The following is a 26167-nucleotide window of genomic DNA, read 5'->3' as shown; positions in this document are numbered from 1 at the left end:
CCAAGCGTTTTTTTGTACATATTTTGGACAATAGGAGTTAATTTTAATATTTTGTGATAAATTTAGGGTACATAATAGAAGGATGCTGACATTTTGCATAAGACGGAAGAGCAAAGAAAAAGACAGTAAGGATCCAATGTGTAAGAGACTATGAACGTATGGTCCCTTTGTTGCGCGCTATACTGATAGAAAATCCAAATGATGTAGCTTTTTATGACGCGCTAAGGCCAGGATATCAAAAAGATTGGGCACGATACATTTATAGTGCGATAAAGCAAGAGACACGGCTAGCTCGTTTAGCGGATTGCGTGAAATCACAAGGGCTGGTTTTAAGACGAAGGAACACTACCGAAAAGGCCAATGGTTGAGCAGAAGGTTTTCGGGGTAAAAGCTACATACCGTGAAACTTTTGTCGATTGTTGTAGCAATGACACTGTCACTATTGCCAACTAATAAGCTTCATACTACTATTAAGGAATATTTTTAATTCGTTCTAGAATCAAAATATTAAAAAGTGGGGGAATTTCATGCATGCATATATCGAACAAGTAGATGAAAAATGGCGAGATAGTTTTGCAAAGCTTGCGGACATAGTAGCAACGAATATTCCTGATGGCTTTGAACAAACGATGACTTACGACATGATTAGTTATGTAGTGCCGTTATCGTCATATCCTAAAGGTTATCATGTAACACCTAATACACCACTACCATTTATTAGCTTAGCAGCGCAAAAGCGACATATAGCAGTTTATCATATGGGTATTTATGCAGATAACGCTTTATTATCTTGGTTTCAAGAGGAGTATGCTAAGCGTGTACCAACTAAGCTAAATATGGGGAAAAGCTGTATTCGTTTTACGAGTACAAAAAATATTCCATATGATTTGATTGGAGAACTTGTTTCCAAAATGACCCCTGCACAATGGGTTACTAGATACGAGGGAGAGTTGATTAAATGAAAAGTGCTACTACATTTTTAATGTTCCAAGGACAGGCGCATGAGGCTATTTTGCAATATAAGCAATGGTTCCCAGAGTTAACAATTGAAAACTTAACGTATGTGGAGGACACACAACAGATTGCAATGGCTGAAATCGATTTAAAAGGTCTGAAAATTATGATGAATGACAGTTCAATTAAGCATGCCTTTTCCTTTACTCCATCAATATCCATCTTTTTGGCGTGTGACACGATAGAAGAAATCGAAAGTTTAGTCGCACAAATAGTGGATGGTGGACAAGCGTTAATGCCATTAAATAACTATGGGTTCTCGAAGCAGTTTGCCTGGATTCAAGATCGTTTCGGTGTATCGTGGCAACTTACGTATAATTAAATATCAGGGGGAGTATATATGAATCAATGGATGGAGCGAGCAGTGGAGCTTGCTCTTCAAAATATAGCACAAGGCGGACAGCCATTTGGAGCTGTCTTGGTAAAGGGCGAGGAAATCATTGGGGAAGGCGTCAATGAACTGCATTTGCGTCCGGATAGTACAGGTCATGCTGAGCTACTTGCCTTAAGACGTGCACAAGAAAAACTCGGTTCTATTGATTTACGAGGCACGGTTATGTATGCAAGTGGCGCACCTTGTCCGATGTGCTTCGGTGCGATGGCAATGGCGGGTGTCGACAAGGCTTATTATGCTAATTCACTAGCTGATGCTATGGCAGTTGGTTTAAGCCGCTCAAGCGAGGTTTATGCAGATTTGCAGAAAATTAATGAAGAGCGTGTGTTTCGCATGATTCATATGCCAGTAGAGGATATCGCAAAAAGTCCAATGCATGTTTGGCATAGCAAAACTTAAATACGTAAAGGGAGAAAAGAATATGGCAGTAACTTTAGTGAAGCATGACATAAAATATGCTGAAGCAATGCATGCATTGTCTTCAATGCCACAGGTTCGGGATGCGCTTGGGTTACCTGCTGGAAAAGTGGAAGATACCATTAATTTTATCAAACGTGAGTGTGTGGACGAGGAAGAGGGAAAGACTGTTCCTCGTGTTGTGTTAAATGAGGAAGGTCGACTCATTGGTGTAACAGCATTGATGTTTATAGACCATATAAATAAGTGTTGTCATATTGGGTCTTGGCTAGGATATGAGTTTTGGGGAAAAGGCTACAATGAGGAAGCGAAAAAGGCCATTTTAGAAATTGCTTTTTTTGATTTAGGGCTTGAACGCGTTTTCGCAGGCGCTAGAAAGATCAATATTCGCTCACAAAAGGCACAGGAAAAATTGCCCTTTATTCGTCTAGGCGTAGAAAAAGAGTTTCCGCAGGAACATTCTTGGTTAGAAGTGAAGGAAAAGCAACCGTGCGTATTAAACGTTTTTGAACGTGTGGATTTTGTACATTATTATACAACAATAGAAAAAGTGGAAGGTAGCCGTGAAAGCTACTTACCATATTTATTACTAGCGGATGAAAGTGAAATGACCGTTCGCCAATATATGAATGATGGTGAACTTTACACCATTAAATGCGGTGAAAAATTGGCAGGTACAGCATTGCTTATTCCACAGTCTGACGCAACAATTGAGTTGAAAAATATAGCGGTTGTGGAAGCATTTCAGGGCAAAGGCATTGGGAAGGAAGCTTTGAACAAAATTTTTGCCCTTTGTAAAGGACAAGGATATGAAAATATCTTAGTAGGTACAGCCAATTCTAGTATTGACAATATTGCGTTTTATCAAAAATCAGGCTTCCGGATGGACACCATCGAAAAGAATTTTTTCAGTAAGTATCCTGAACCCATTTATGAAAATGGCATACGAGCATTAGATATGATTGTCTTTTCAAAAGCATTATAAAAAGCAATGTCTGGAATAAGACTGTCATAAAGAAATACCCGACCAACAATTGTTGAGCGGGTATTTTTATTTACCAAATAACAAGGCCATTAACTTTTCTTTGGAGTGTAAAAAATCGTCAAGAGTATAGCGATCAAGAACAGCCATATAGGCTTGTAATGCCTCATAGAGGACACCTTTTAACTGGCATTCAGGTGCAATTTTACACAAGTTATTTTCTTTGTCGAAACACTCAACAAGATGAAAATCTTCTTCTGTATGGCGTACAATTTCACCAATCGTAATAGACTTTGGATCGATTGCTAAACGGATACCGCCACCTCGACCGCGAATCGTTTCGATGTAACCAAGCAGTCCTAATTGGTGTGTCACCTTCATTAAATGGTTTTTTGATATATTATAGGCATCTGAAATTTCTTGAATAGTTGATAGTTGACCGTCTTCCTTCGCACCTAGATATATGAGTGTTCGAAGGGAGTAATCTGTGTATAAAGTTAATCGCATTGGAACACCCTACTTTCTGTAATTCACTTCAATAATTATAGCATTTTTACCTTAAATTATTATAAATCAGTACTTTTTTAAAACATGTATTTCAAATACATCAAATTTGTCTATTTTGTTAAAGATGTATTTTATATATTGCTTTAATGAATTGTAAGCGTTATATTGTAATCACGAAAGGATGGTATGCGATATGTTAAAACAAGAAACAGTACAAATTATTAAAGCAACAGTGCCCGTATTAGAAGTTCATGGGGTAGAAATTACTAAGACGTTTTATAAAAATATGTTTCAAGCTCATCCAGAATTACTGAATATTTTTAACCACACAAACCAAGAAAAAGGCCGTCAACAAACTGCATTAGCAAATACCGTGTATGCAGCAGCAGTTCATATTGAAAATTTAGAAGCTATTTTACCAGCAGTTATGTTAATTGCTCATAAGCATCGTAGTTTAGGAATTTTGCCAGAGCATTACCCGATTGTAGGAGAACATTTACTAAAAGCAATAAAAGAAGTGCTTGGTGACGCAGCTACTGATGATATTATTAACGCATGGGCTGAAGCATATGGCGTTATTGCGGATGTTTTCATTCAAGTAGAAGAAGATCTATATCAAAAAGCTGAAAATAATGGTGGATGGCGTATGTTTAAACCATTGAAAGTAGCTAAAAAAGAAGTTGAAAGTGACCTTGTTACTTCTATTTACTTTGTGAATGAAGATGGATCGCCACTTCCGGCATATGAACCAGGGCAATATATTAGTATTCGTGTCAAAGTACCTGGGGAAGAATATTTATTAAACCGCCAATATACACTTTCACAAGCTAGTGCTGAGGATGGCTACCGTATTTCAGTAAAACGGGAAAGCGATCATACACCAAATGGCAAAGTATCTAACTTTATGCACGATGTGTTACAAGTTGGAGATTTAGTAGATGTAAGTGTGCCAGCAGGTTTATTTGTATTAGAAGAAACTGCAGCTCCAATTACATTTGTTAGTGGAGGAATCGGCGTAACACCATTAAACAGTATGCTACAATCTTTAAAGGATGATGCAGTGAATGAAGTGCATTTTATCCAATGTGCACGTAATGAAAAAGTAGTAGCATTTAGTGATGATATCCAAGCTAAAGTAAATGCGCTTCCGAATGCATCCTATACAGCGCTTTATTCGGATGAGGATAAGTTATTGACGAAAGAATTATTGGCTGCACAGATTCCAGATAATACGGACGTTTATATCTGTGGTCCTGTTGGTTTTATGGAGGCGGTAATTAAAAATCTCCACGAAATTGGTATTAAAGATGAAAAAATTCACTATGAATTCTTTGGACCTGCCATGCAATTAGCAAACTAAAATTATAATGAACTCTGTTATAAGCTGCATTTTACGCACTTATAACAGAGTTTTTTCATGTCATTGCGTTCTAAAATCTATATGCAAAGCGCTTTAAGAAAAAAATAGATCTTTCATGTTGACATTATACCTAATGGGGTATATTATAAAACACGTAAGCAAGATGAATCACTTAATTCGAAGGGAGGCGTACACATAATGGCGTACGATGCTAAAACAGCAAATCGTGTAAAACGAATGGAAGGCCAATTGCGTGGGATTTTACGCATGATGGAAGAAGAACAAAGTTGTAAAGATGTGATTACACAGCTATCCGCCGTGCGTTCTGCAGTTGATCGGACGATAGGTGTTATTGTCAGCGAGAACTTGCTGAATTGTGTTGCGACTGCTGATGGGGATTCAGAGAAAATGAATAGTGCCATCCAAGAAGCGATGGATTTGGTCGTAAAAAGTAGATAAATTTATTATACCCATTATAGTATATAGATAGGAGGTAGTGATACTTGGAAGCATGGATTATGATCGCTATTGTGATTGGGTTTTTAGTTTGGCGTATGAAGCCAGCAAAAGGAGTGCAGTCCATATCAACAGCTCAACTAAAAAATGTGCTGAATGATAAAGATAAAGTATTCATTGATGTGCGAACGCCAGCTGAATACAAAGGTCGCAACATCCCGCAATTCAAAAATATTCCGTTAGGCTCTAGCTTTGATAAAATACCGAAGGATAAGGAAGTTGTCGTAATTTGTCAAAGTGGTATGCGTAGTAGTCAGGCGTGTAAGCAATTGAAAAAACTAGGATATGAGCGCGTAACAAATGTCCGTGGTGGCATGAGCGCCTATTAGGAGGAAACGATTGTGAAGGAAATTTCAGCAAAAGAAGTACAACAAGCTTTAGCAAATGGACAGATGTTAAAAATAATCGACGTTCGTGAAGTGGACGAAGTGCAGTCTGGACATATTCCTGGAATGATGAATATGCCACTTGGCTTACTTGAGTTTCGCATGCACGAGTTAAATAAAAATGAATCATATATTATCGTTTGTAGATCAGGTGCTCGCAGTGGTCGTGCTACACAATTTTTAGAAAGCCAAGGCTTTGATGTAACAAATATGGTTGGTGGCATGCTTGCATGGGAAGGCGAAGTACAGTAATAGTCTATAGTGAGGGCATACCCTACTCTATATTTTTTTAGCAAAAATAATACCCTTATAGGTATAAGGAGGAAGTTATGAGTATTAAGGCAGATTTTCAACTAGATGCCAAAGGGCTATCCTGCCCGATGCCAATCGTTAAAACGAAAAAGGCAATGGCTGAATTAGCGGATGGTCAAATTTTAGAAGTTTCAGCTACAGATAAAGGTTCGAAAGCCGATATCGCAGCTTGGGCTGAGTCTGTAGGGCATCAGTATATCGGAACAGTGGAAGAAGATACTGTGCTTAAGCATTACATTCGTAAATGCGCGCAGGAGTCAGCGAATGAAAAAACGTTTGAGTCCACAATTGAGCTGGAACAAATCGTAGGAAAAGATGGGCTTATCCTCGATGTGCGTGAAGAAGCGGAGTTTGCATTCGGTCACATTGAAGGGGCGAAATCCATTCCAATGGGTGAGCTTGAAGAGCGCCTTTCTGAACTCGATAAAGATCGTGAAATTTATGTGATTTGTCGTACAGGTGCTCGCAGTGATTTAGCTGCACAAAAGCTAGTAGCAAATGGCTTTACAAAAGTATTTAACGTCTTACCAGGTATGACATCTTGGACGGGCGAATTAATTAAAACTATTTAAATTGGAGGAATTTATTATGTCAAACAAAGTAGCAATTATTGCAAGTAACGGTGGTCTTTTTGATGCGTATAAGGTGTTCAATATCGCAACAGCAGCGGCAGCTTCTGACAAGGAAGTAGCAATCTTTTTCACATTCGAAGGATTAAATTTAATTCATAAGCAAGGCATGAATGCTTTACCAATGCCAGCTGGTACGGAACATTTTGCAGAAGGTTTTGCGAAAGCGAATGTACCTGCTATTCCGCAATTAGTAGAAATGGCACAAGAATTAGGTGTTAAATTTATTGCGTGTCAAATGACGATGGATGTAATGGGCTTAACAGTAGAAGATTTTGTAGATGGTATTGAGGTTGGAGGAGCTGTAACATTCTTAGAATTCGCTAAAGATGCAGCACCATCATTAACGTTCTAATTAAGTTGCAACAGATGTAGATGTCTTATCATGAGTGATAACCGAATGCTGAATATATTCGGTAGTGCAATGCATTTTGACTAGAAGATACAAACAAGCGGAGAGGCATGTCCTTTCCGCTAAAAAAATCAACGAAATAATACCTTGGGGGGTAAACGGAGTGTCAGTATTAAAATGGAGCGCTGCAGAAGTAGCGAAAAAAGTAATCGAAAACAAAGAATTATTTATTTTAGATGTACGTAATACAGATGCATTTGAAGATTGGAAAATCGATGGACATAAATTTGAATACCTTAATATTCCGTATTTTGAGCTATTAGATGGTGTCGAAGAAATTTTACCTAAAATCCCTACGGACAAAGATGTATTAGTCGTTTGTGCAAAGGAAGGATCTTCAATGATGGTGGCAGAGATGCTATCTGATGCTGGACGTACTGTTGCCTATTTAGAGGGCGGTATGAAAACGTGGAGTGAATATTTAGAACCGATTAAAGTAGGCGATTTAACAGGTGGTGGTGAGCTTTACCAATTCGTTCGTTTAGGTAAAGGCTGTCTATCTTATATGGTTATTTCTGAAGGCGAAGCAGCAATAATTGACGCTGTACGCTTCACGGATGTATTTACAAACTTTGCAAAAGAGAAAAACGTTCAAATTAAGCACATTTTTGATACACATTTACATGCGGATCATATCTCAGGTGGACGCCATATTGCAGCACAAACAGGTGCAACATATTATTTACCACCGAAAGATGCAGAAGAGGTTGTATTTGATTATACGCCATTAGTAGATGGCAATGTGGTGCAAATTGGGGCTTCGAAAATTGATGTAGGTGCACTTTATTCACCAGGTCATACAATTGGCTCAACGTCGTTTGTTGTAGATAACAAATATTTATTAACAGGGGACATCTTATTTATTGATTCGATTGGTCGTCCTGATTTAGCAGGACTTGCAGAAGACTGGGTTGGTGATTTACGTGAAACACTTTATAAACGTTACCGTGAATTATCGGACGATTTAGTTGTTCTACCTGCTCATTTTATGATTATTGATGAGCTAAATGAAGATGGTACTGTGGCAAAACGTTTAGGAGAGTTATTTGCTGAAAATCATGGTTTAAATATTGAGGATGCTGAAACATTCCGCAGCATTGTGACAGATAACTTACCACCACAACCAAATGCATATCAAGAAATTCGTCAAGTGAATATGGGGAAAATAACGCCAGCTATAGAGGAACAAACTGAAATGGAGATTGGCCCGAACCGCTGTGCAGTAAGATAAGTGCCAGTCACCCAAACAATTTACAAACAATTTAAAAGGAGATTAACATGAACTCAAATTTACAATTAGATGCAACAGGTTTATCTTGTCCAATGCCGATCGTAAAAACAAAAAAGGCGATGGATACACTAGCTTCAGGTGAGATTTTGGAAGTACAAGTAACAGATAAAGGGGCTTTAGCGGATATCCCTGCATGGGCAAATGCAGGTGGTCACACGATTTTAGATAAATCGGAAGACGCGGGCGTCATTACATTCTTTATTCAAAAAGCGTAATGAGACGGGTGAGTGTTCAAGCAGGACACTCACCTTTCCACTTCATTCTATAATGCATTTTGCCGAATGCAGTAATAGCCTTGGTGAACTTAGCTTTTGCGTTAAGCAACAAGGTGTAAACGACTTGAAAGAAGGAAAAATAGATGGATATAACATGGATTATTACGATATTTTTAATCGGCTTTGTAGGATCTTATGTTTCAGGTATGCTTGGTATTGGAGGCTCGATTATTAAATATCCAATGCTATTATATATTCCACCTTTACTAGGATTTACTGCATTCACAGCACATGAAGTATCAGGTATTAGTGCTGTACAAGTGTTTTTCGCTTCGATTGCAGGGGTATGGGCATATCGTAAAGGTGGCTATCTAAACAAATCTCTGATTATTTATATGGGTGGGGCAATTTTAGCAGGTAGCTTTGTCGGTAGTTTTGGTTCCCAATATTTATCGGAGGCAGGCGTTAATATCGTTTATGGGATTTTGGCGCTTATAGCGGCAATTATGATGTTTATTCCTAAAAAGCAAATTGACGATAAGCCAATGAATGATGTTACTTTTAATAAGCCCGTAGCGGCAATTTTAGCATTCATCGTTGGTATTGGTTCTGGTATCGTAGGAGCAGCAGGTGGTTTCCTACTTGTACCGATCATGCTTGTTGTACTAAGAATACCAACGAGAATGACGATTGCTACAAGTTTAGCCATTACCTTTATCTCTTCCATTGGGGGAACAATAGGAAAGCTAATGACGGGGCAAGTGGATTATTATCCAGCAGCCATCATGATTGTGGCAAGTTTAATAGCAGCGCCATTAGGAGCAAAAGCAGGGAAAAGTTTGAATACGAAAGTATTACAAGGAATATTAGCTGTCTTGATTCTAGCAACGGCTATTAAAATTTGGATGGATATTTTATAGGAGGATAACAATGAAAATTGAAGTGTTTTCTGACTTCTCATGCCCATTTTGTTATATAGGGAAAAGAGAATTAGAACAAGCAATAAAAGAGGCTGGATATACTGATCAAGTAGAGATAGAGTACAAATCTTATCAAATTGATCCAGATGCACCGAAAGAGACGGGGCAAAGTTTTTATGAACATTTGATGGCTCAGCAAAACGTAACGCGTGAAGAAGCTGAACAAATGACAATTGGTATTACTGAACGAGCAAAGGAAGTTGGGCTCACATATCAATTTGCTGAGATGAAAAAAGTGCATACAGAAAAAGCCCACCGCTTGGCAAAATGGACGAAGCAATTTGGGAAAGAAGCCGCTTATATAGATGTGTTAATGGCTGCTTACTTAATGGAAGGTAAAGACTTAAATGATGATGCCATGTTGCTAGCGGTTATTAAAGAGTTAGGCTTAGATGTTGCCGAAGCACAACAAGTATTGAATACAAATGAAGCATTTAAGGAAGAGTTAGATAAAGATCGCTACGATGCGCAACAGATTGGGGTACAAAGCGTGCCATTCTTTGTTTTTGAAAATCGTTACGGTATTAAAGGTGCTGAGCCAAATGAAGTATTCGTACGTACATTGCATCAGGCTGCGGAAATTGCAGGTATTAAACCTACTTTAAATATGGTTGGTAATGGTGATGCTTCTTGTGCGGATGGTGCATGTAAATTATAAGTGCATCATCATACGCTGTTGCACAAACGTGAAAAAGAGGCTGGGACATAACTAAAAAAATTTAAGAAACAGACGAAAGGTGTTCATAATTTTTTGCTATATGGAGCTTAGCAAACTTAGCTATTCTTGCATTTGCATTAAATAAAAAATTAGAAGTGTTCACTAGTTGTTGGTAGCGGAGGCGGTGACTCCTGCGGGAACAGCACATAATGTAAGACGCAACAGACCGCGCGTTAGCGAGGGTTGCGGCTTACGTGTGTGCCCGCGGAAAGCACCGCCATAGCGGACAACAACGGTATAGCAAAAAAGTGTTAGATTGACTGCCATCAATCTAACACTTTTTCTCTTTTGTCCCAGCCTCTTTTTTTGCTATGTCGTTGTTGACTATTACGGCGGTGCTTTCCGCTCAGCACAGTAAGCCGCAACCCTCTGCTTGCGCGTGGAAAGCTTGCGACATATGTTTTAGGCGTTCAGAGTAGGAGTCGCTTCTGCGCTAGCATTATTCCTGCCGAACAATAGGCCACAAAGCAAGCCATTGGGTTTTTATCCAATGGTGTTAGCAGATAAAGGTGGAAACCACAAGGGGTATTAAGCATTGTTTCTGTTGTTATAGTACAAATATTAATGTATATTAATTCCATTTTTATCGGCTTTATGGTTCTAAAATTGCGAAGTGTGAGAAAAATCACATCCTGCCATATATTATCTTGCTAGAATAAAATTAACATACAAAGGGGGGTATTAGTGATGAAGAAAATGACAACTGGTATAGCAGGAACAATCTTAATAGCTGCTACTCTTTTTGTTGGAGCAGCCATTAGTGACAAAATATTAGGTGACGCCAATGGTGAGACGAACGAAGCGGCGGTTAAAACACAAATACCAACGACGGCAAATTCACAAAAAGTCGTCTACGCTCCACCAAGTATCGAAGAAGTGCCGGATGGACCGATGAAAGAAGCGATTTTATATGGTTATGAACTGGTAAATAATACGCATGTTGCGGCAGATGAATACGTAGGAAATCAGCTATCTTGCACAAGCTGTCATGCAGGTGCAGGGTATGATGAACAAGCATCTTCTCTAGTTGGTGTCACAGCTAACTATCCACAATATATTGCTCGTTCTGGAGGCATTGTAACGATTGAAGAGCGAATTAATGGTTGTATGGTGCGAAGTATGAACGGTAAAAAATTTGATATGAATAGTGACGAGCTTGAAGCGATGGTTGCCTACTTTGCTTATATTTCACAAGGCGTGCCGATTGGTGCAGAGCGTGAATGGGCTGGCACAAGTAATATGAAAAGCGTCCCTATTCCAGATGTAGCACATGGTGAAGAACTGTATGCGCAATCTTGTATTGCTTGTCACGCTGCTGATGGTTCTGGAACGGGTGCTACTACAGGTCCAGCATTATGGGGCGAAAATTCCTTTAATGATGGAGCGGGCATGGCACGTATGTCTAAAATGGCTGGCTACATTCAAAACAATATGCCAGTTGGAGCGGGTGGTACGTTATCTGATCAAGATGCTGCTGATTTAGCTGCTTACATTTTATCGCAAGATCGTCCAGAGTGGGCCAACCACGATAAAGACTGGCCTAAAGGTGGTCGTCCTAACGATTTAATGAACAAAGAGAAACGCGAACAAGTGAAAAATGGCACAATTGATTGGGAGCAAGTTCTCTCTATGAACTAATAAGTGCCAGTCACTCAAACAATTATGAAATTTAAAAATCCACGAAGATTTCTTTGGGAGGGCACAAGTTGTTGTGCCTTGCAATGTACCCATGGAAAGCGAAGTGGATTTTTTCGCTTTAGGAGAGAACTACTATATAAAAGATGCTAATGGAATGACTTCAACTAATTATGATAAGTTTCTGTAAAACCTCTTTTGTCGTTAGTGGCTAGTAAAGGAAAGTTCGTTCATGAATTTGTTATACTAGCAGTATTAGGAAAAACAGCGGGAGGTGGCACTTGTTGGTTTATTTGAAGTTACTAATTCAAATTATTTTTGTTGCAGGAATTATTTATTTTGTTAGCGGACGATTAATAGGTTCTAATATAAATTTTGTACGCAGAGTGCTCTCTGTTGTTATTAGTGTAACGCTTACGTCCTTTGTATATTGGTATTCCTACTTGCGCCATCGAGATTTTTTATCGGAAACGATGATGCAAACTGTTACGGAAGTAAGCACCCTTATTTGGATAGGTAGTATGCTCCTTATCTCCATGCTGCTCTACCTTGTTTTCGAACTATTTGATCCAATTGGCATTAAGGGAGGGGAGCGACGTCATGGGCAAAAATCCATTTTATTGAGATTGCGTAGCTACTGGCGTCAGCAGAAGCGATTACGTCAGGTGTTAAAAATTGCAGTGACAAATGGAATTGTCCAAACGATTAAATATGCGAGGCAACGAGAAAATGAAAAGGAGCTTGCCATTGCTTTAAGAACAACATTAGAGCAATGCGGCGGGATTTTCGTCAAATTCGGGCAAGTACTATCTACGCGTAAAGAATTATTTTCTCCAATTATCATTGATGAGCTAAAACATCTACAGCAAAGTGTAAAACCTCTGCCGCATGAGCAGGTTACAAAGATTTTAGAAACTTCCTTACCAGGGTCAGTAGACGATGTATTTATTAACTTTCAAACGGAGCCATTAGCAGCAGCCTCTATCGGGCAAGTACATAAGGCACGGCTGAAAAATTACGAAGAAGTTGTGGTGAAGCTACTGCGTCCTGAAGTAAAGGGGATTATGCGTGATGACCTTGATATTTTAGAGGAATTTGCAAATTGGTTTTCCAACAAATCTACTTGGGCAGAGTCGTTAGGCTTTCGAGAATTAGCTGGTGGATTTGCGGATGGTTTAAGGGAAGAAATTCATTTAGATATCGAAGTACGAAATACACTACAGGTAACAAATGCTCTTGCTAAAAGCGATTATAAAGTGCGCATCCCTAAAATATATACAGAGTTTTGTGATGAAGACATTATTGTTATGGAATACGTTCGTGGTAAAAGCGTGGCGGAAGGGGCATCTGAATTTCGACGACAAAACATTGATCGTAGCCAATTTGCAAGAACAATTTTGTATTCTTTTTTTGAGCAGATGTTATTTTCAGGGATATTTCATGCGGACCCACATCCAGGGAATGTTTACATTGATGAGACAGATGGAGTACCAATCCTGCTAGACTTCGGAGCGGTTGGACGCCTAGGTGCTACTCAGCAAGAAGGGTTAAAGCTATTTTTACTAGGTATCCAACAAAATGATTCAGGTATTTTATACGATGGCTTAATGCTACTCGTAGAAAATAAAGAACATGCGGAACGTGCTAGGGTGGAGCAGGCAATGGATCAAATATTGCTGAAAATATCCTATGTTGATCGTATCCCAACCGAAGAACTAATCCATTCGTTATTTACAGTGGTACGGGATTTTGGTCTTGCGTTTTATCCCTCTGTTGGTTTGGCGCTACGATCATTAGTAACACTAGATGGAACATTGCGTGTAATTGATTCACAATTTGATATTTTTACAGAAGCGAAGGATTTTTCGGCATCTTATATGCGAGCGGCATTTTTAAGACCGTTTAAAGAACCGTTAGAAACAAAAGAGCGTATACAGGAAGAACTGTCGATGTTAATCCCTACTTTACGAAAAATGCCAAGGCGTATCGATCAGCTAATTCAACGAGTAGAAAGTGGAAAAATTATATTGCATCATGATATTTTTTCAGATGACCACAATGCTCGTTTCATTACTCAGCTATTTTCCCGTTTTGTCTTATTACTTGTTGGTATTACATTTGGAATCATTTCTGTTGCGTTGTTAGCCATTTCTCAATTTATACATGAACCATATGCAGTGTATTTAAATACGGCTGCATATCTAGGGTTATTTCTGTGTGCCATCTTATTAGTACGGCTGTCCATTCAAGCTTTACGTTCAATGAAATAGTAGGTAGGGGATGATTCTCCTACCTTTTTTATATTACAAAAAGATTACAAAACACCAAGGTGAAATGGACTACTTGTAGATGAAAACATCATTTTCTAGCTGTATATAAAGGTTTTGTAGAAAAATGTTGCGTTTTATACAATGTTACAATTATATTTCGAGTTTTACTTTACGATTAAAACGGTGAGAAATAGTATAAAAGTTACGGCATTAATGCTAAACTTTAAAAGGCTAATAAAAACATAAGAACTTAATTGAATCGTTCAAGTATTTACATAAGGAAATAAAGAGCGAAATTGATAGATGAAGGGAAATGAAGATTCATGGGTAAGCGCAATAAATGGCGTAAGTCGATGGTGCTAACATTAGCACTTGCAGGCGGCTTATTATTTAATACAGTACAACCGATTGAAGCACACGCTGAAGAAACGTCTCAGCAAATGATCGAGAAAAAAGCAAAAATCGATGCGGAAGTAAAAAAATTAGAGACAGAATTACAACAACTACAACAAGAAATCGATGAAAAAGTGAAAGTATTTAACCAAGTACAAGCTGATATCAAAGAAGTAGATGCAGGTATTGTTGAAACGGAAAAACGCATTGAGCAACGTTCAGCTATTTTAAGTGAACGTATGGCTGCTTATCAAGCACAAGATAACACAGTAGGTGTCTATTTAAGCGTTGTGCTAGAAGCAAAGAGTTTTGCAGATTTAATGGACCGTGTCGTAGCGGTTAAAACATTAATGGATGCTGACCAAGAGCTAGTAAATCAACAAGAAGCAGATAAAGCGAAATTAGAACAACAAAAAGCAACATTAGATGAAAAACAAAAAGAGCTTCAAAAACAATTCCAAGAGCTTCAACAAAAGGAAAGCGAAATGGAAGTGAAAAAAGCTGAAAACCAAGCAAAATCACTGGCATTAAAGGCTCAAATTGCAACGAAACAAGAAGAAGAGCGTTTAGAAGCTGAACGTAAAGCTGCTGAAGAAGAAGCGGCTCGTTTACGTGCACTTCAATCAGCTACACCTGTTGTACAAGTGAACAATAACGGTGGCAAACCACAGTCAATCGTCGTAGGATCTGGTGCTGGTACAGCATCTTCAGGTGGTGCTATTTCAACTGCCAAGCAATTCCTAGGTCGTGCGTATGTTTGGGGTGGTAGTAACCCTACAACAGGCTTTGACTGTTCTGGTCTTGTACAATGGTCTTACAAGCAAGCTGGGGTATCATTACCTCGTACAGCATCACAACAATACTTAGCAACACAACGTATTTCAGCAAGTGAAGCTCGCGTTGGTGATTTAGTATTCTTCAGCTATGGCTCAGGCGTAGCACATGTTGGGATTTACCTTGGTAATAACACAATGATTGATGCGCAAAATAAAGGCGTAGTGATCGAATCACTTGATTGGTGGAACCAATATTTAGTAGGCTTCGGTCGTATTCAATAAGCTTATAACAGTTAGACGAATGAAATAGCAAAAAAGTTAAATAAAAATAGACAATAGCATCTATTATCGAATTATCACGATAATAGATGCTATTTTTGTTTGGCTATTTAATTAAATGTAAGTCCTTTTTACGATTTTAAATAGAGATTGATAATGTAAAAAGTAATAATCATTTCCTATGAAATTAATACTAAAGTATCTTATTTGAGAGAAGTTTGAGAGTTTCAGTTGTTATGCTGATTACGGCATTCATTTTAGAAAAATAAACTAGGAGAGGAGAAATAGAATGCAGAATAAGAAATTGTTACATGTTGTTATTATTTTTATCATGCTACTTAGCTTGCTTCCGATTGCACCTCGAGAAGCAAAAGCAACATCGTTAAATCAAATATATTTAGGGGAACCACAGGAAATTATTTCTAGTAGTGCTATAAACCCCGGATACAAAGCAGTGGCTATCGGAAAAGATAATGATGGCACACTCCATATGGCAGGAAATGCAAGTCTATCATATCCATTTACATTAAGCGATCTAAAAGAAGAACCGATCTATAAAGCCCATACGGAAAATTCTGAGAGTAGTGAATTTTATGGTACAGCACTTACCGATTTAGATGGGGATGGTAAGGTCGATTTCATTTCTGCAGGACCCAATGGTTCTGAGCAAAGCCCAAATAATGTTTATATTTGGAATCATGGAAATCAATCATTAAATAAACGGTCTGCTTTTAATCTTTTTTCAAAAGCATTTTATGGAACTAGTGTGCAAACGGGAGATGTCAATAATGATGGTAAAAATGATGTCATTTGGTTTGCCAATGATAAAACGTATGTCGGGGTTAATAATAGTACGCCAAATAATCCTTCGTTCTTGTTAAAAGAAAATGAAGGTACTTATAACCAAATAGGAAATAATAGTTGCGCTATGGGAGAATTTAATGGCGATAATAAGTTGGACTATATTTGTTCGACACAGAACTATTTTGATGAAGACTTATTTAAATTGGGGATGGGTAATGGTGATGGTACATTTCAATTTGCAGAAGTACCTCAGAGAACCGATAGCGCAGTCGCATTATACGTTGCTTCAGGGGATTTAAATCTAGACGGAAAAGACGACTTTGTATTAGTAACAGGTAACTTTGAAACAAATTCACTTACCATTTATGTAGGGCTTCGTAATAGCATAAATACGGGCTTTGACCTGACACTTATGAGAAGAACTAATGTTATTTTTGGTTCATTAGCAATAGGTGATCTAAATAAAGATGGCAATAAAGATATAGCAGTTATAACAGCGAATAATGAAGGTGAAAACGTATTAGATATTCATCTTAATGATGGAACAGGTCAATTTAGCAGTGCTTCGGATGTTACGACAAGTGGGGAAAACATCGATCAACTATTTATAGAAGATATGGATAATGACGGTATAAATGATATTTTGACAGTTGGTTATAATGTAGTGAGCTATTATCCAGTAAATCTAGTTATTAATGCTACTAATTTAACGCTCGATCAAACGAATATAACGCTTAAACCAAATGCAACAAAACAGTTAACAGCTTTATTTACTCCTGCAAATGCAACATTTCAAGATGTAACGTGGGAATCTAGCGACTCCACGATTGCAGCAGTTGACCCAAATGGTTTGGTGACAGGGTTAGCAGAAGGTAGTGCTACCATTACGGTCACTTCAACAAAGGATGATACAAAATTTGCAACATGTAATGTTGTAGTGGGCAATCCACCAACACTGTCTAATTTAACGGTGAGTGAAGGAACGCTAAGCCCTACTTTTGCAGAAGACACAAATGACTATACAGTCCATGTAGATAATGCAGTCACTTCGCTAAAGGTAACACCGACAGTGATGGATACTGCCGCTACGATAAAAGTACTAGGAACAGATGTTGCTAGTGAAAGTCCATCTGATGAGCTTTCACTTCAAGTTGGAAAAAATAGTATACCTGTCGTTGTGAAGTCTAGCGATGGTATTGAAAATATGTATACTCTAACTGTAATCAGAAGTGCAAGTAGCCCATTGGTTACAAGTGCTTCGACTACGGAACATAGTCAAACGCAAAGTGGATTAGTTATTACATCAGAAGATGGAAATGCCGTTACACATCTGAAAATTAGTAATATTCAAGGTGGGGCATTATTTAAAAACGATGGTACAACAGTCATCCAAAATGGGGATTTTATTACCATTGCTGAAGGGAATAGCGGTTTAAAGTTCACGCCGACACAATATTTAAATTCGGTGGCAAATGATGTCTTTAGTTTTGATGTTGCTGCAGCACTTGATGCAACAGAAAGTGGCTTAAGTCATACAGCGCAAGGTACTATTTCTGTGAGTGAAGTGAATGATGAACCAATCGCGACAGATGATACACTAACAGTGAAAGAAAATGCTAAAGCTAAAATCATCACGTTTGCTGAGCTGCTTGGTAATGATAAAGCAGGTCCAGAAAACGAAAACAATCAAAAACTTAGCGTGAAATCTGTTGATAATGCAGCAGGCGGAACCGTAACGATTGAAAATGATGAAATTAAGTTTGCCTTAGAAAAGGATTTTAAAGGTCAAGCGGGCTTTCAATATACAATTGTAGATGATGGTACAACTTCTGGATTAATTGATCCGAAAGAAGCAACAGGAAATGTCGTTTTTTCTGTACAAGAAAACCAAATACCTACTGTCAATGAAGCGATTGCAAATCAACAAGGTATTGCAGGTGGTGATGCTATCTCAATCGACTTGTCGACTACGTTTAAGGATTTAGATAATGATTCTTTGACACTATCTGCAACTTCACATAAAGAAGCAATTGCAACAGTTTCAATCAAAGATAATAATCTAAAAATTAACCCATTATCAGCCGGACAAGCAACCATTACTGTTACTGCTGAAGACGACTTTGGAGGCAAAGTTACGACTGATTTTGAAATAACGGTTGTACCACAATTTACTGTTACCTTTGAAGTGAATGGTGGTAGTAAAGTGCAAGCGCAAAAAGTAAAAGAGGGCGCTGTCGCTACAAAACCAAGCGAAAATCCAACGAAGGCTGGTTACACTTTTGGTGGTTGGTATATGGATCGTGAACTGACAAAGTTGTTTGATTTTACAAAAGGAATTGTAGGCAATACAACGGTCTATGCGAAGTGGGAAGTGATGTCTAGTGGTGATGGTGGTTCTTCTTCTAGTACTCCGTCAACGTCGGAACCTACTCCAAAGCCGACTCCAACAGAAGAAGTAAAAGTACTTGTTAATGGTAAGGAAGAGGCCATTGGTAAAGCGACAAATACACAGGTAGGTTCTCAAAAAGTAATGACTGTCACGGTAGATTCTAAAAAGTTACAAGAAAAACTAGCAGCAGAAGGTAAAAAAGCTGTAGTGACTATTCCTGTAAACAATGATGCTGATATCATTATTGGAGAATTAAATGCTCAAATGGTAAAAAATATGCAGAATGAGCAAGCAATAGTAGTTATTCAAACACCAACAGCTTCTTACACATTGCCAGCTTCACAAATCAATATAGATGCTATTTCTACGCAAATAGGCAAGGGTATTGCACTTGAAGATATTAAAGTGCAAATTGAAATTGCGAAGCCTACAAACGATATGGTGAAGTTTGTAGAAAATGTGGCACAACAAGGTAACTTCTCTGTAATGGTTGCACCTATTGAATTTACTGTAAAAGCGGTAAGTGCTATGAAAACGGTTGATGTTACAAGCTTCAATGCTTATGTTCAACGAACTATAGTGGTACCAAAAGACGTAGAAGCAAGCAAAATTACAACAGGAATTGTCGTTAAACAAGACGGCACAACGCATCATGTACCGACAAAGGTAATACAAAAAGAAGGAAAGTACTATGCTGTGATTAATAGTTTAACGAATAGTACGTATGCTCTTGTTTGGAATCCTATTGAATTTAAGGATGTGGCCAATCATTGGTCAAAAGAGGCTGTAAATAATCTTGGCTCTCGAATGATTATTAATGGTGTACGTGAGGGCATATTTGCACCTAATCAAGATATAACACGTGCACAATTTGCTGCTATTATAGTCCGTGCGCTCGGTTTAAAAACAGATGATCGTACTAATCATTATGCAGATGTTACAACAGATGCATGGTATGCAAGCTATATCAATGCTGCAAGTGAATACAAGCTTATTCAAGGTTACAGCAATGGGAACTTTGGGCCAAATGATAAAATTACACGTCAGCAAGCAATGACTATTTTAGCGCGTGCTTTGTTGTTAACCGATATAGATACAACGATTTCAGAGCGAGAAGCGACAACTATTTTAGCTGCGTTTAAAGATGAAGGACAAATTGCTGAATATGCTAAATCTCCTATTGCAGTTGCAGTGAAAACAGGTTTAGTAACAGGCAAGGAAAATAAAACAATTGCGCCAACTGCCAACATATCACGTGCAGAAGTAGCGGTAATAATCGAACGCTTCTTAAAGAAAGCGGAGCTTATTAATTAAAGCAGTATAGAATAGACAATAATGTAGGGCACTTCTATTTATCATGAATAGAATGTGCCCTGTGTTTATTTTTATAATTGTCGTTGGTAGGACTTTAGCACAGCTGTAAATTCGAGAGCGACGTTTTGTTACTTCTTACAACTTGGCGCCCGCCCTCTTCCAAAACACATCTGCTAGATTTTAAAATTGATTTTAATAACCCCTGTTTCTTTTAAGGCAAACAATAAGATGATAACAAATGGCCCTACAAGTAAGCCGATGATACCGAATAGTTGTAGACCAACAAACATCGCTATTAATGTTGGTAGAGGCGATAAACCGATATGTGCGCCCATTACTTTAGGCTCGACAGTTCGACGAATAATTAATAAAATAGCTGCAAGAACAAAGAGCTTAATGGCAATCGATGTATTCCCCATCAACAGGTGGTAAGTTCCCCAAGGCGCTAAAATAATAATGGAGCCGAGGAACGGGATAACATCAATAATCCAAATAATAAAAGTCATTGTTAGCGCAAATTTTGGTTGAATAAGGAGTAACCCAACAAATGTAACTCCTGCAATAATAAAGCTAACAAGAACTTGTGCCTTCATAAAACCGAAAAATGCATCTTTTAACCGATTCGTAATAATTTTTAATTTCTTTTCTGTTGATGGCTTTAAATATTTATACGTTATCTGTTTTAATTTAGGTAAATCGAGCATAAATAAAAATAGAGCAATCATATAAACGAGAAGACTAATAAAGAGGCTTGGAATTTGTGAAAAGAAGGTCGTAACTTTGGTATAATTAAAGAAGTTTAAAAAAGATTCTTCAATTTTCTTAATAAAGTCGGTTGCCGTTTTTTGAAGTGAGGAACTCACTTCAGTCGGAAAGTCTTCTGTATATTTTGAAATATTCTCTTGCATATGCCCCCACATCTCAGATAGCTTAGAAATATAGTAAGGTGCTTGTTTGGAAATGGAAATTATTTGCGACATTAGTTGTGTAATAGTAAAGTAACAGATAATAGAAATAAAAATAACACTTACTATGTATATAAACGCAACAGCTATTTTCCGAGACATTTTCCATTTTCGTTTAAAAAACATGACAATGGGTTCCAATAAAAAAGCTGTAACACCTGCTAATAGTATGGGCACGGAGACTGGTATGATAAAATATGCAGCTACTAGGAGGCATATAATCGCTAGCGTTCGTATAATCAACTTTCGAGTTATAGATCTATTCATAAGCTCTCCTTTTTATCATTAATTTAAGTACAGTGTAACACATTAAAATTAAAATTTGAAAACGTTCTGAAAGTAATGAAGGTAGGGATAAATCATGGAAAAAGAGATTTTGGAGCTTTTTAGTAATTTAACAGAGCGTGACCGTGAAATTGAATACGAGTCTTATAGAAAATTGATGAAGATTGTGCAAGAGCCAGTCGATTGGACATATGCAGTTTGGGAACAACTTGTTAAAGCCCTTACATATAATAATGGACATGCGCGTGCGCGTGCTGCGCAGTTTTTATGTGCGTTAGCAGCAAAGAGTGATCCGGAAGAGCGTGTTCTTGATGATTTTCTAAAAATCTGGGCAGTGACGTATGATGAAAGAAAAGTAACCGCAAGACAGGCATTACAAGCAATCTGGCAAATAGGACTTGCAGGACAGGTTCAAAGAGATTTAATTGTTTCTTATTTAGCAAAAAGGTTCCAAACTTGTATGGATGAAAAACAACCAACACTTATTCGTTATGATATTATTGTCTCATTCAAGAAATTATTTGATGCTACTAATGATCATAAATTGTTGGATATTGCCATGAGATTAATTGAAGAAGAGCAAGATACAAAATGTAAAAAGAAATATAAAACAGCCATCCGTTAACATAGCGAGATGGCTATTTTTATGGTTGAGCGTGTTATTTTGAAGAAAGAAAAGTTATTGTTATAATAAAAAAAAACAGTATTTTTGATTCATGTGAATATAGGCCTTATTTACTTACGAGGGATTTAGTAGGCAATAGTTATTAGATTTCAAAAAAAACGACAAAACCATTTGTTGAGGAATAAGCAACATAATTGTTCACATAACGGTGAGGGGTTATAGTTGGTCATTCTATATAAAAAAATAGAAAGTAGAAAGGGTCGAGATAATGGGTATTTATAATTATTTAGTAAAGAAGCCAAACGGTGAAATTTTATCAATGGAAACGTATCGTGGAAAGACGATGCTAATTGTCAACACAGCCAACCAATGTGATTTTACATATCAATTCGAAGATTTACAGAAAATGTATGATAAATATGGCAAGGATAATTTTATTGTGTTAGGTTTCCCTTGTAATCAATTTGGAGAACAAAACCCAGAAGATGGAGCAAAGACGATTAAACTTTGTCAAATTAACTACGGGGTAACATTCCCAATCTTTGAAATAGTTCAAGTAAATGGCGAGGGGACACATCCATTATTCAATTATTTAAAGCACGAAGTAGATTTTCGTGAATTCGGCAAAGCCAATATGCAGGAAAAGATGTTAGCGGAATCAATTATCCAAATCGCTCCTAGCTTTTTAGATGGGCGTAATATTCGTTGGAACTTTACGAAATTTTTAGTAGATAATCAAGGTAATATAGTTGAACGCTTCGAACCAACCGATTCCCAACTAGATATTGAGCAAGCAATTGAAAAAATTTTATAGCTAGTTCTTTTAGTCAGAATTATTAGGAAAGAATAACGAATAGCTGGTCACTATGTAGAAATAGTGCTAAGTACGGTGTGGATATATTCGATTATACTTCAATCTCATAACTATTTTTTTAAATCCATATATGATAAACTGCTATTCAAGTGAATAATTCTTGCAGAATAATGGTGCTAATTTTAGCATAATCGGGAATTCGGTGTAAGACCGAAGCTGTTTCCGCAACTGTAAGTACAAAAATCATAATACATGCCACTGTCCAAAGACAACAGGATGGGAAGGCTTTATGAGCGCTACGAAATGAAGGTAGCTAACTGTACGAGCCAGGAGACCGACCGTTATTTAATGTATAAAAACTCTTCGGAAGCTAGGAGGATATACGGCAAATACATTAGCTGTCTTCGTCAGACAACACTATATATGCTATTTTCGTCGTTCCCTAGGGAGCGACGTTTTTTTATGCACCTTTTAAGCAAAATCTGTTCATGAAAGAAAGAAGGGATTACAGATGAAAAAAGATGCGCGTTATTCTTGTTACCCGTTCATGCGTGAAAAAATATCTACAGTTGATTTTGAAATCCGTACAGATAGTTTAACAACGCATATCGGTGTAGCATTGGCTGCTGTAAAAGCCGAAGAAGTTGAACTAGTCGGGGCAGATTTATTGACTATTTTGCCAATGGCATACCATGTCAACGGCTCGGTACGTGGCAAACTTGCGGTAACGGAAGAAGATTTGTCATGGCTCAGTGATCGTTATGATTTTTATGTAGGACATGTAAAGGAACAAATACAAAATTTTGTTTTGCCACAAGGCACGGGGGCTGCAACTGCGCTTCACTTATGTCGGAGTGAGGCAAAAAAATCGTACCGCGTGCTACATAAAGTGTCAGAGGAAAGGGAAGTACAGGCCATTCTTTTCGACTACTTAGGATTACTAGCTAATGTATTTTTTGTTATGGCTGTTTACATGAATCAACAGGCTGGAATCGCTGAAATCCCGTTTATTAGCAAATCATATCCAATGAAGAAAAAGAAGGAGAATGAATAAAGTGAAAAAACTATTAAAATTCCAATGGCTTACTGTGTTAATGCTTGCGCTTGTATTGACAGGATGCGGCACAGCAGATAAAGCGAAAAATGACGATACATCTAAATCGGACCAACAAGTTGAGCAAAGTGGCTATAAAGTTAAGGATGATCGCGATGTAGAAGTAGCATTTGATGCAGTACCGAAAACTGTTGTGTCATTACAACCAAGTAACACAGAAATTTTATTTGCACTAGGTGTTGGCGATAAAGTTGTCGGAGCTACAGAATATGATACGTACCCAGAAGAAGCAAAAAACATCGAACGTGTGTCAGATTCAGTGACATTTAATAGCGAACGAATTGTAGCCTTAAAGCCAGATGTTGTCATTGCGTACTCTACAGGAAATGAAGAGACACTAGATGCACTAAAAGGTCTTGAAGATGCAGGTGTGAAAGTATTTGTTATTCAATCAGCTGCATCATTTGAAGATGTTTATGGAGATATTCAACAACTTGCTGAAGTGATGGGTGTACAAGATAAAGGCGAGCAATTAAACAAAGAGATTAAAGCGAAAATTGCTGATGTTCAAGCAAAAGTAAAAAGTGTAGAAACACCAAAAAATGTTTACTTAGAAATTAGCCCAAAACCTGATATTTATACAACAGCAGCTGGTACTTTCCAACAGGAAATTTTAAATGCTGCAAATGTCAACAATGTATTTGGTGACCAAACAGGATGGGTAAAGGTTGCAGAGGAAGATGTTATTGCGAAAAACCCTCAAGTTATTTTAACAACGGTCAACTATGTAAAAGATCCAGTAGGGGAAATTCTAGGACGTGATGGATGGAATACGATTACAGCTATTCAAGATAAAGCAGTAAATGCTATTGATACAGATATTTCAAATCGTCCTGGACCTCGTATCGGGGAAGCTGTTGAGATGATTGCAAAAGCTGTATATCCTGAGTTATTTAAATAAGGATAAACGGTAAAAACCTTTCATATTAGCTTTAGGCAAAAGAGAAAAGAGGCTGGGACATAACCTTAAAATCTTAAATAGAGGTACATTGGTTTTGATAAATTTTTGCTAAGAAAATATATAGAACATATTTACTATTATTTCTTTTGCAATGAATAATAAATTAGAAGGGTTCCCTAGTTGTTGGTAGCGGAGGTGGTGACTCTAGCGGGAAAAGCACATTATGTTAGACGCAACAGACCGCGCGTAGCGAGGGTTGCGGCTTACGGTGTGCCCGCAGAAAGCACCGCCGAAGCGGACAATAACGGCGCAGCAAAAAAGTGTTAGATTGACTGCCATCAATCTAACACTTTTTCTCTTTTGTCCCATTATCTGTTTTTGCTATGCTGTTGTTGCCTGCTGGCATTTCTTCCTTTGTAGAGAGTATTCGCCTTAGCGGACAATAGCGTTATTCATCTTTTAAAATAAATATAGTTGAATAAATAAGGCATTGTATAATTGGTATTCTCTTTGTTTGTTCTATAAAATAGAAGTAGAAATGATTGCTAACATAAGGGAGGCGTAGTGGATGACACAGTTTGACATGAAAGTTATTCCGTTTGAGGCAGTCTTGAATTTCCGCGACATGGGTGGCTATAAGACGAGGGATGGTCGTATCGTAAAGAATGGCTTGCTATATCGTTCAGCTGCACTTGGTAAGATGACACCAGCGGATAAGGTGCGCTTTGAAACATTAGGGGTAAAAACAATTTTTGATTACCGAGATGAACACGAGGCACGAAATAACCCTAATCCAACATTCAAGGATGCAAAGTATATTCAAATTCCTGCAAAGGGAAATCATGCGTTTGAGATGCCAACAAATACTGGTGGTCACAATTTTTATAAAGTTGTAAGTCCTGAGATGTTCCGAGATTTTTATGCACAAATGCCATTTAACAATGTATCATTTAAAAAATTAATTGCAACCATCCAAAATCCAGATAATCTAGGTCTAGTTCATCATTGTGCAGTAGGCAAAGATCGAACAGGTATTGGAGGAGCTCTTATTTTGCTAGCATTAGATGTGCCAGAGGAAACCATTATGCAAGACTATTTAGAAACAAATATTTACTTACGCCCAATGGTAGAACGCATGGCACAGGCAATCCAAGATACTTTTAATGATCATGAATTACAGCAGTTTCACGCACTAATGTCAGCGCGCGAGGATTATTTGCAAGCCGCCTTTGATGCTATGGATAGTCGATACGGTTCAAAAAACGTATTTTTAGAGCAAGAATTTGGCTTAACAACAGAAAAACGACAGCAATTACAAGAAAATTGCTTATGTTAATAAGACACCCTTTCACAGCCATGCAGTGAGAGGGATTTTTTTGTAAGCTATGCAATTATTTTTGTATTACCTATCCTATACAACAAGCCAATCTGTGATAAGATACAATAGATTTTTATGTAATGGATAGAGAG

The 26167-nt window shown here is 37.7% G+C and carries 25 protein-coding genes and 1 riboswitch; of the genes, 23 read left to right on the top strand and 2 right to left on the bottom strand.

Annotation, left to right across the window (positions count from 1 at the left end; translation table 11 throughout):
* Window positions 1-527: 527 nt before the first annotated feature.
* The 4 genes from MHH88_RS20665 to MHH88_RS20650 are packed head-to-tail and all read left to right on the top strand — an operon-like array spanning window position 528 to window position 2810.
* Window positions 528-962 carry a DUF1801 domain-containing protein gene (locus MHH88_RS20665; protein WP_339260389.1) on the top strand — a complete coding sequence of 145 codons (435 nt, stop codon included), beginning with the start codon at window positions 528-530 and terminating at the stop codon, window positions 960-962.
* The gene (locus MHH88_RS20660) at window positions 959-1336 is read left to right on the top strand and encodes a VOC family protein (RefSeq protein ID WP_103977822.1); all 378 of its coding nucleotides are present in this window, start codon (window positions 959-961) and stop codon (window positions 1334-1336) included. Before MHH88_RS20665 ends, MHH88_RS20660 begins: the two co-directional genes overlap by 4 nt.
* 18 nt (window positions 1337-1354) lie before the next feature.
* Window positions 1355-1807 (top strand): nucleoside deaminase, encoded by a 453-nt coding sequence (locus MHH88_RS20655; protein WP_103977823.1) that lies wholly within the window; start codon window positions 1355-1357, stop codon window positions 1805-1807.
* Between the two features lie 22 nt (window positions 1808-1829).
* Window positions 1830-2810, top strand: a complete 981-nt coding sequence (locus MHH88_RS20650) for a GNAT family N-acetyltransferase (protein WP_339260386.1) — start codon at window positions 1830-1832, stop codon at window positions 2808-2810.
* Window positions 2811-2876: 66 nt separating this feature from the next.
* Here the strand turns inward: MHH88_RS20650 and MHH88_RS20645 are convergent, their stop codons facing one another.
* The gene (locus MHH88_RS20645; protein ID WP_103977824.1) at window positions 2877-3314 is read right to left on the bottom strand and encodes an Rrf2 family transcriptional regulator; all 438 of its coding nucleotides are present in this window, start codon (window positions 3312-3314) and stop codon (window positions 2877-2879) included.
* A 193-nt stretch (window positions 3315-3507) separates the two neighbouring features.
* On the opposite strand from MHH88_RS20645, the gene hmpA reads away from it, so the two are divergent.
* The 14 genes from hmpA to MHH88_RS20575 all read left to right on the top strand — a co-directional run bounded on the left by hmpA (window position 3508) and on the right by MHH88_RS20575 (window position 19993).
* Window positions 3508-4674 (top strand): NO-inducible flavohemoprotein, encoded by a 1167-nt coding sequence (gene hmpA, locus MHH88_RS20640; protein WP_339260384.1) that lies wholly within the window; start codon window positions 3508-3510, stop codon window positions 4672-4674.
* 198 nt (window positions 4675-4872) lie between these two features.
* Complete coding sequence (locus MHH88_RS20635; protein ID WP_024364589.1) at window positions 4873-5133, top strand: metal-sensitive transcriptional regulator; 261 nt, start codon at window positions 4873-4875, stop codon at window positions 5131-5133.
* Window positions 5134-5177: 44 nt separating this feature from the next.
* Window positions 5178-5519, top strand: coding sequence for a rhodanese-like domain-containing protein (locus MHH88_RS20630; protein ID WP_024364588.1), 342 nt, complete (start codon window positions 5178-5180; stop codon window positions 5517-5519).
* 12 nt (window positions 5520-5531) lie between these two features.
* Complete coding sequence (locus tag MHH88_RS20625; RefSeq protein WP_339260381.1) at window positions 5532-5828, top strand: rhodanese-like domain-containing protein; 297 nt, start codon at window positions 5532-5534, stop codon at window positions 5826-5828.
* Between the two features lie 77 nt (window positions 5829-5905).
* Window positions 5906-6460, top strand: a complete 555-nt coding sequence (locus MHH88_RS20620) for a sulfurtransferase TusA family protein (RefSeq protein WP_339260379.1) — start codon at window positions 5906-5908, stop codon at window positions 6458-6460.
* 16 nt (window positions 6461-6476) lie between these two features.
* Window positions 6477-6872, top strand: coding sequence for a DsrE/DsrF/DrsH-like family protein (locus MHH88_RS20615; protein ID WP_069508050.1), 396 nt, complete (start codon window positions 6477-6479; stop codon window positions 6870-6872).
* A 160-nt stretch (window positions 6873-7032) separates the two neighbouring features.
* A complete protein-coding gene (locus tag MHH88_RS20610) occupies window positions 7033-8160 on the top strand; it encodes an MBL fold metallo-hydrolase (protein WP_339260377.1) in 1128 nt (375 codons plus the stop codon).
* Between the two features lie 47 nt (window positions 8161-8207).
* Complete coding sequence (locus MHH88_RS20605) at window positions 8208-8435, top strand: sulfurtransferase TusA family protein (protein WP_069508046.1); 228 nt, start codon at window positions 8208-8210, stop codon at window positions 8433-8435.
* A 143-nt stretch (window positions 8436-8578) separates the two neighbouring features.
* Complete coding sequence (locus MHH88_RS20600; protein WP_069508044.1) at window positions 8579-9355, top strand: sulfite exporter TauE/SafE family protein; 777 nt, start codon at window positions 8579-8581, stop codon at window positions 9353-9355.
* A 10-nt stretch (window positions 9356-9365) separates the two neighbouring features.
* On the top strand, window positions 9366-10073 hold the full coding sequence (locus tag MHH88_RS20595; protein ID WP_339260374.1) for a DsbA family oxidoreductase: 708 nt from the start codon (window positions 9366-9368) through the stop codon (window positions 10071-10073).
* A 747-nt stretch (window positions 10074-10820) separates the two neighbouring features.
* Complete coding sequence (locus MHH88_RS20590) at window positions 10821-11771, top strand: c-type cytochrome (protein WP_339260372.1); 951 nt, start codon at window positions 10821-10823, stop codon at window positions 11769-11771.
* A gap of 281 nt (window positions 11772-12052) precedes the next feature.
* Complete coding sequence (locus MHH88_RS20585; protein WP_339260371.1) at window positions 12053-14038, top strand: AarF/UbiB family protein; 1986 nt, start codon at window positions 12053-12055, stop codon at window positions 14036-14038.
* Between the two features lie 323 nt (window positions 14039-14361).
* Entirely contained in the window at window positions 14362-15489 is a 1128-nt protein-coding gene (locus tag MHH88_RS20580) for an NlpC/P60 family protein (RefSeq protein ID WP_069508036.1), read from the top strand.
* Between the two features lie 286 nt (window positions 15490-15775).
* Complete coding sequence (locus MHH88_RS20575) at window positions 15776-19993, top strand: S-layer homology domain-containing protein (RefSeq protein WP_339260368.1); 4218 nt, start codon at window positions 15776-15778, stop codon at window positions 19991-19993.
* 173 nt (window positions 19994-20166) lie between these two features.
* Here the strand turns inward: MHH88_RS20575 and ytvI are convergent, their stop codons facing one another.
* The gene (ytvI, locus tag MHH88_RS20570; RefSeq protein ID WP_339260366.1) at window positions 20167-21201 is read right to left on the bottom strand and encodes a sporulation integral membrane protein YtvI; all 1035 of its coding nucleotides are present in this window, start codon (window positions 21199-21201) and stop codon (window positions 20167-20169) included.
* Window positions 21202-21319: 118 nt separating this feature from the next.
* On the opposite strand from ytvI, the gene MHH88_RS20565 reads away from it, so the two are divergent.
* The 5 genes from MHH88_RS20565 to MHH88_RS20545 all read left to right on the top strand — a co-directional run bounded on the left by MHH88_RS20565 (window position 21320) and on the right by MHH88_RS20545 (window position 26033).
* Window positions 21320-21868 (top strand): hypothetical protein, encoded by a 549-nt coding sequence (locus tag MHH88_RS20565; protein ID WP_069508032.1) that lies wholly within the window; start codon window positions 21320-21322, stop codon window positions 21866-21868.
* Between the two features lie 268 nt (window positions 21869-22136).
* Entirely contained in the window at window positions 22137-22682 is a 546-nt protein-coding gene (locus MHH88_RS20560; RefSeq protein ID WP_069508030.1) for a glutathione peroxidase, read from the top strand.
* Between the two features lie 154 nt (window positions 22683-22836).
* A riboswitch (cobalamin riboswitch) is annotated at window positions 22837-23040 on the top strand.
* Between the two features lie 153 nt (window positions 23041-23193).
* The gene (locus tag MHH88_RS20555) at window positions 23194-23736 is read left to right on the top strand and encodes a hypothetical protein (protein WP_339260362.1); all 543 of its coding nucleotides are present in this window, start codon (window positions 23194-23196) and stop codon (window positions 23734-23736) included.
* A gap of 1 nt (window position 23737) precedes the next feature.
* On the top strand, window positions 23738-24697 hold the full coding sequence (locus tag MHH88_RS20550; RefSeq protein ID WP_081327827.1) for a cobalamin-binding protein: 960 nt from the start codon (window positions 23738-23740) through the stop codon (window positions 24695-24697).
* 568 nt (window positions 24698-25265) lie between these two features.
* Complete coding sequence (locus MHH88_RS20545) at window positions 25266-26033, top strand: tyrosine-protein phosphatase (protein WP_339260359.1); 768 nt, start codon at window positions 25266-25268, stop codon at window positions 26031-26033.
* Window positions 26034-26167 lie beyond the last annotated feature (134 nt).

The organism is Lysinibacillus sp. FSL K6-3209 (assembly GCF_037976175.1).
Taxonomy (GTDB): Bacteria; Bacillota; Bacilli; order Bacillales_A; family Planococcaceae; genus Lysinibacillus; species Lysinibacillus sphaericus_D.
The sequence above is the reverse complement of the archived record's forward strand: the minus strand, read 5'-3'. Positions and strand labels throughout refer to the sequence as shown.

Excerpts from the sequence above, each read along its gene's own strand:
- MHH88_RS20665 (WP_339260389.1), top strand. The coding sequence starts at position 528 with ATGCATGCATATATCGAACAAGTAGATGAAAAATGGCGAGATAGTTTT.
- MHH88_RS20660 (WP_103977822.1), top strand. The coding sequence starts at position 959 with ATGAAAAGTGCTACTACATTTTTAATGTTCCAAGGACAGGCGCATGAG.
- MHH88_RS20655 (WP_103977823.1), top strand. The coding sequence starts at position 1,355 with ATGAATCAATGGATGGAGCGAGCAGTGGAGCTTGCTCTTCAAAATATA.
- MHH88_RS20650 (WP_339260386.1), top strand. The coding sequence starts at position 1,830 with ATGGCAGTAACTTTAGTGAAGCATGACATAAAATATGCTGAAGCAATG.
- MHH88_RS20645 (WP_103977824.1), bottom strand. The coding sequence starts at position 3,314 with ATGCGATTAACTTTATACACAGATTACTCCCTTCGAACACTCATATAT.
- hmpA (WP_339260384.1), top strand. The coding sequence starts at position 3,508 with ATGTTAAAACAAGAAACAGTACAAATTATTAAAGCAACAGTGCCCGTA.
- MHH88_RS20635 (WP_024364589.1), top strand. The coding sequence starts at position 4,873 with ATGGCGTACGATGCTAAAACAGCAAATCGTGTAAAACGAATGGAAGGC.
- MHH88_RS20620 (WP_339260379.1), top strand. The coding sequence starts at position 5,906 with ATGAGTATTAAGGCAGATTTTCAACTAGATGCCAAAGGGCTATCCTGC.
- MHH88_RS20615 (WP_069508050.1), top strand. The coding sequence starts at position 6,477 with ATGTCAAACAAAGTAGCAATTATTGCAAGTAACGGTGGTCTTTTTGAT.
- MHH88_RS20605 (WP_069508046.1), top strand. The coding sequence starts at position 8,208 with ATGAACTCAAATTTACAATTAGATGCAACAGGTTTATCTTGTCCAATG.
- MHH88_RS20600 (WP_069508044.1), top strand. The coding sequence starts at position 8,579 with ATGGATATAACATGGATTATTACGATATTTTTAATCGGCTTTGTAGGA.
- MHH88_RS20595 (WP_339260374.1), top strand. The coding sequence starts at position 9,366 with ATGAAAATTGAAGTGTTTTCTGACTTCTCATGCCCATTTTGTTATATA.
- MHH88_RS20590 (WP_339260372.1), top strand. The coding sequence starts at position 10,821 with ATGAAGAAAATGACAACTGGTATAGCAGGAACAATCTTAATAGCTGCT.
- MHH88_RS20580 (WP_069508036.1), top strand. The coding sequence starts at position 14,362 with ATGGGTAAGCGCAATAAATGGCGTAAGTCGATGGTGCTAACATTAGCA.
- MHH88_RS20575 (WP_339260368.1), top strand. The coding sequence starts at position 15,776 with ATGCAGAATAAGAAATTGTTACATGTTGTTATTATTTTTATCATGCTA.
- MHH88_RS20565 (WP_069508032.1), top strand. The coding sequence starts at position 21,320 with ATGGAAAAAGAGATTTTGGAGCTTTTTAGTAATTTAACAGAGCGTGAC.
- MHH88_RS20560 (WP_069508030.1), top strand. The coding sequence starts at position 22,137 with ATGGGTATTTATAATTATTTAGTAAAGAAGCCAAACGGTGAAATTTTA.
- MHH88_RS20555 (WP_339260362.1), top strand. The coding sequence starts at position 23,194 with ATGAAAAAAGATGCGCGTTATTCTTGTTACCCGTTCATGCGTGAAAAA.
- MHH88_RS20545 (WP_339260359.1), top strand. The coding sequence starts at position 25,266 with ATGACACAGTTTGACATGAAAGTTATTCCGTTTGAGGCAGTCTTGAAT.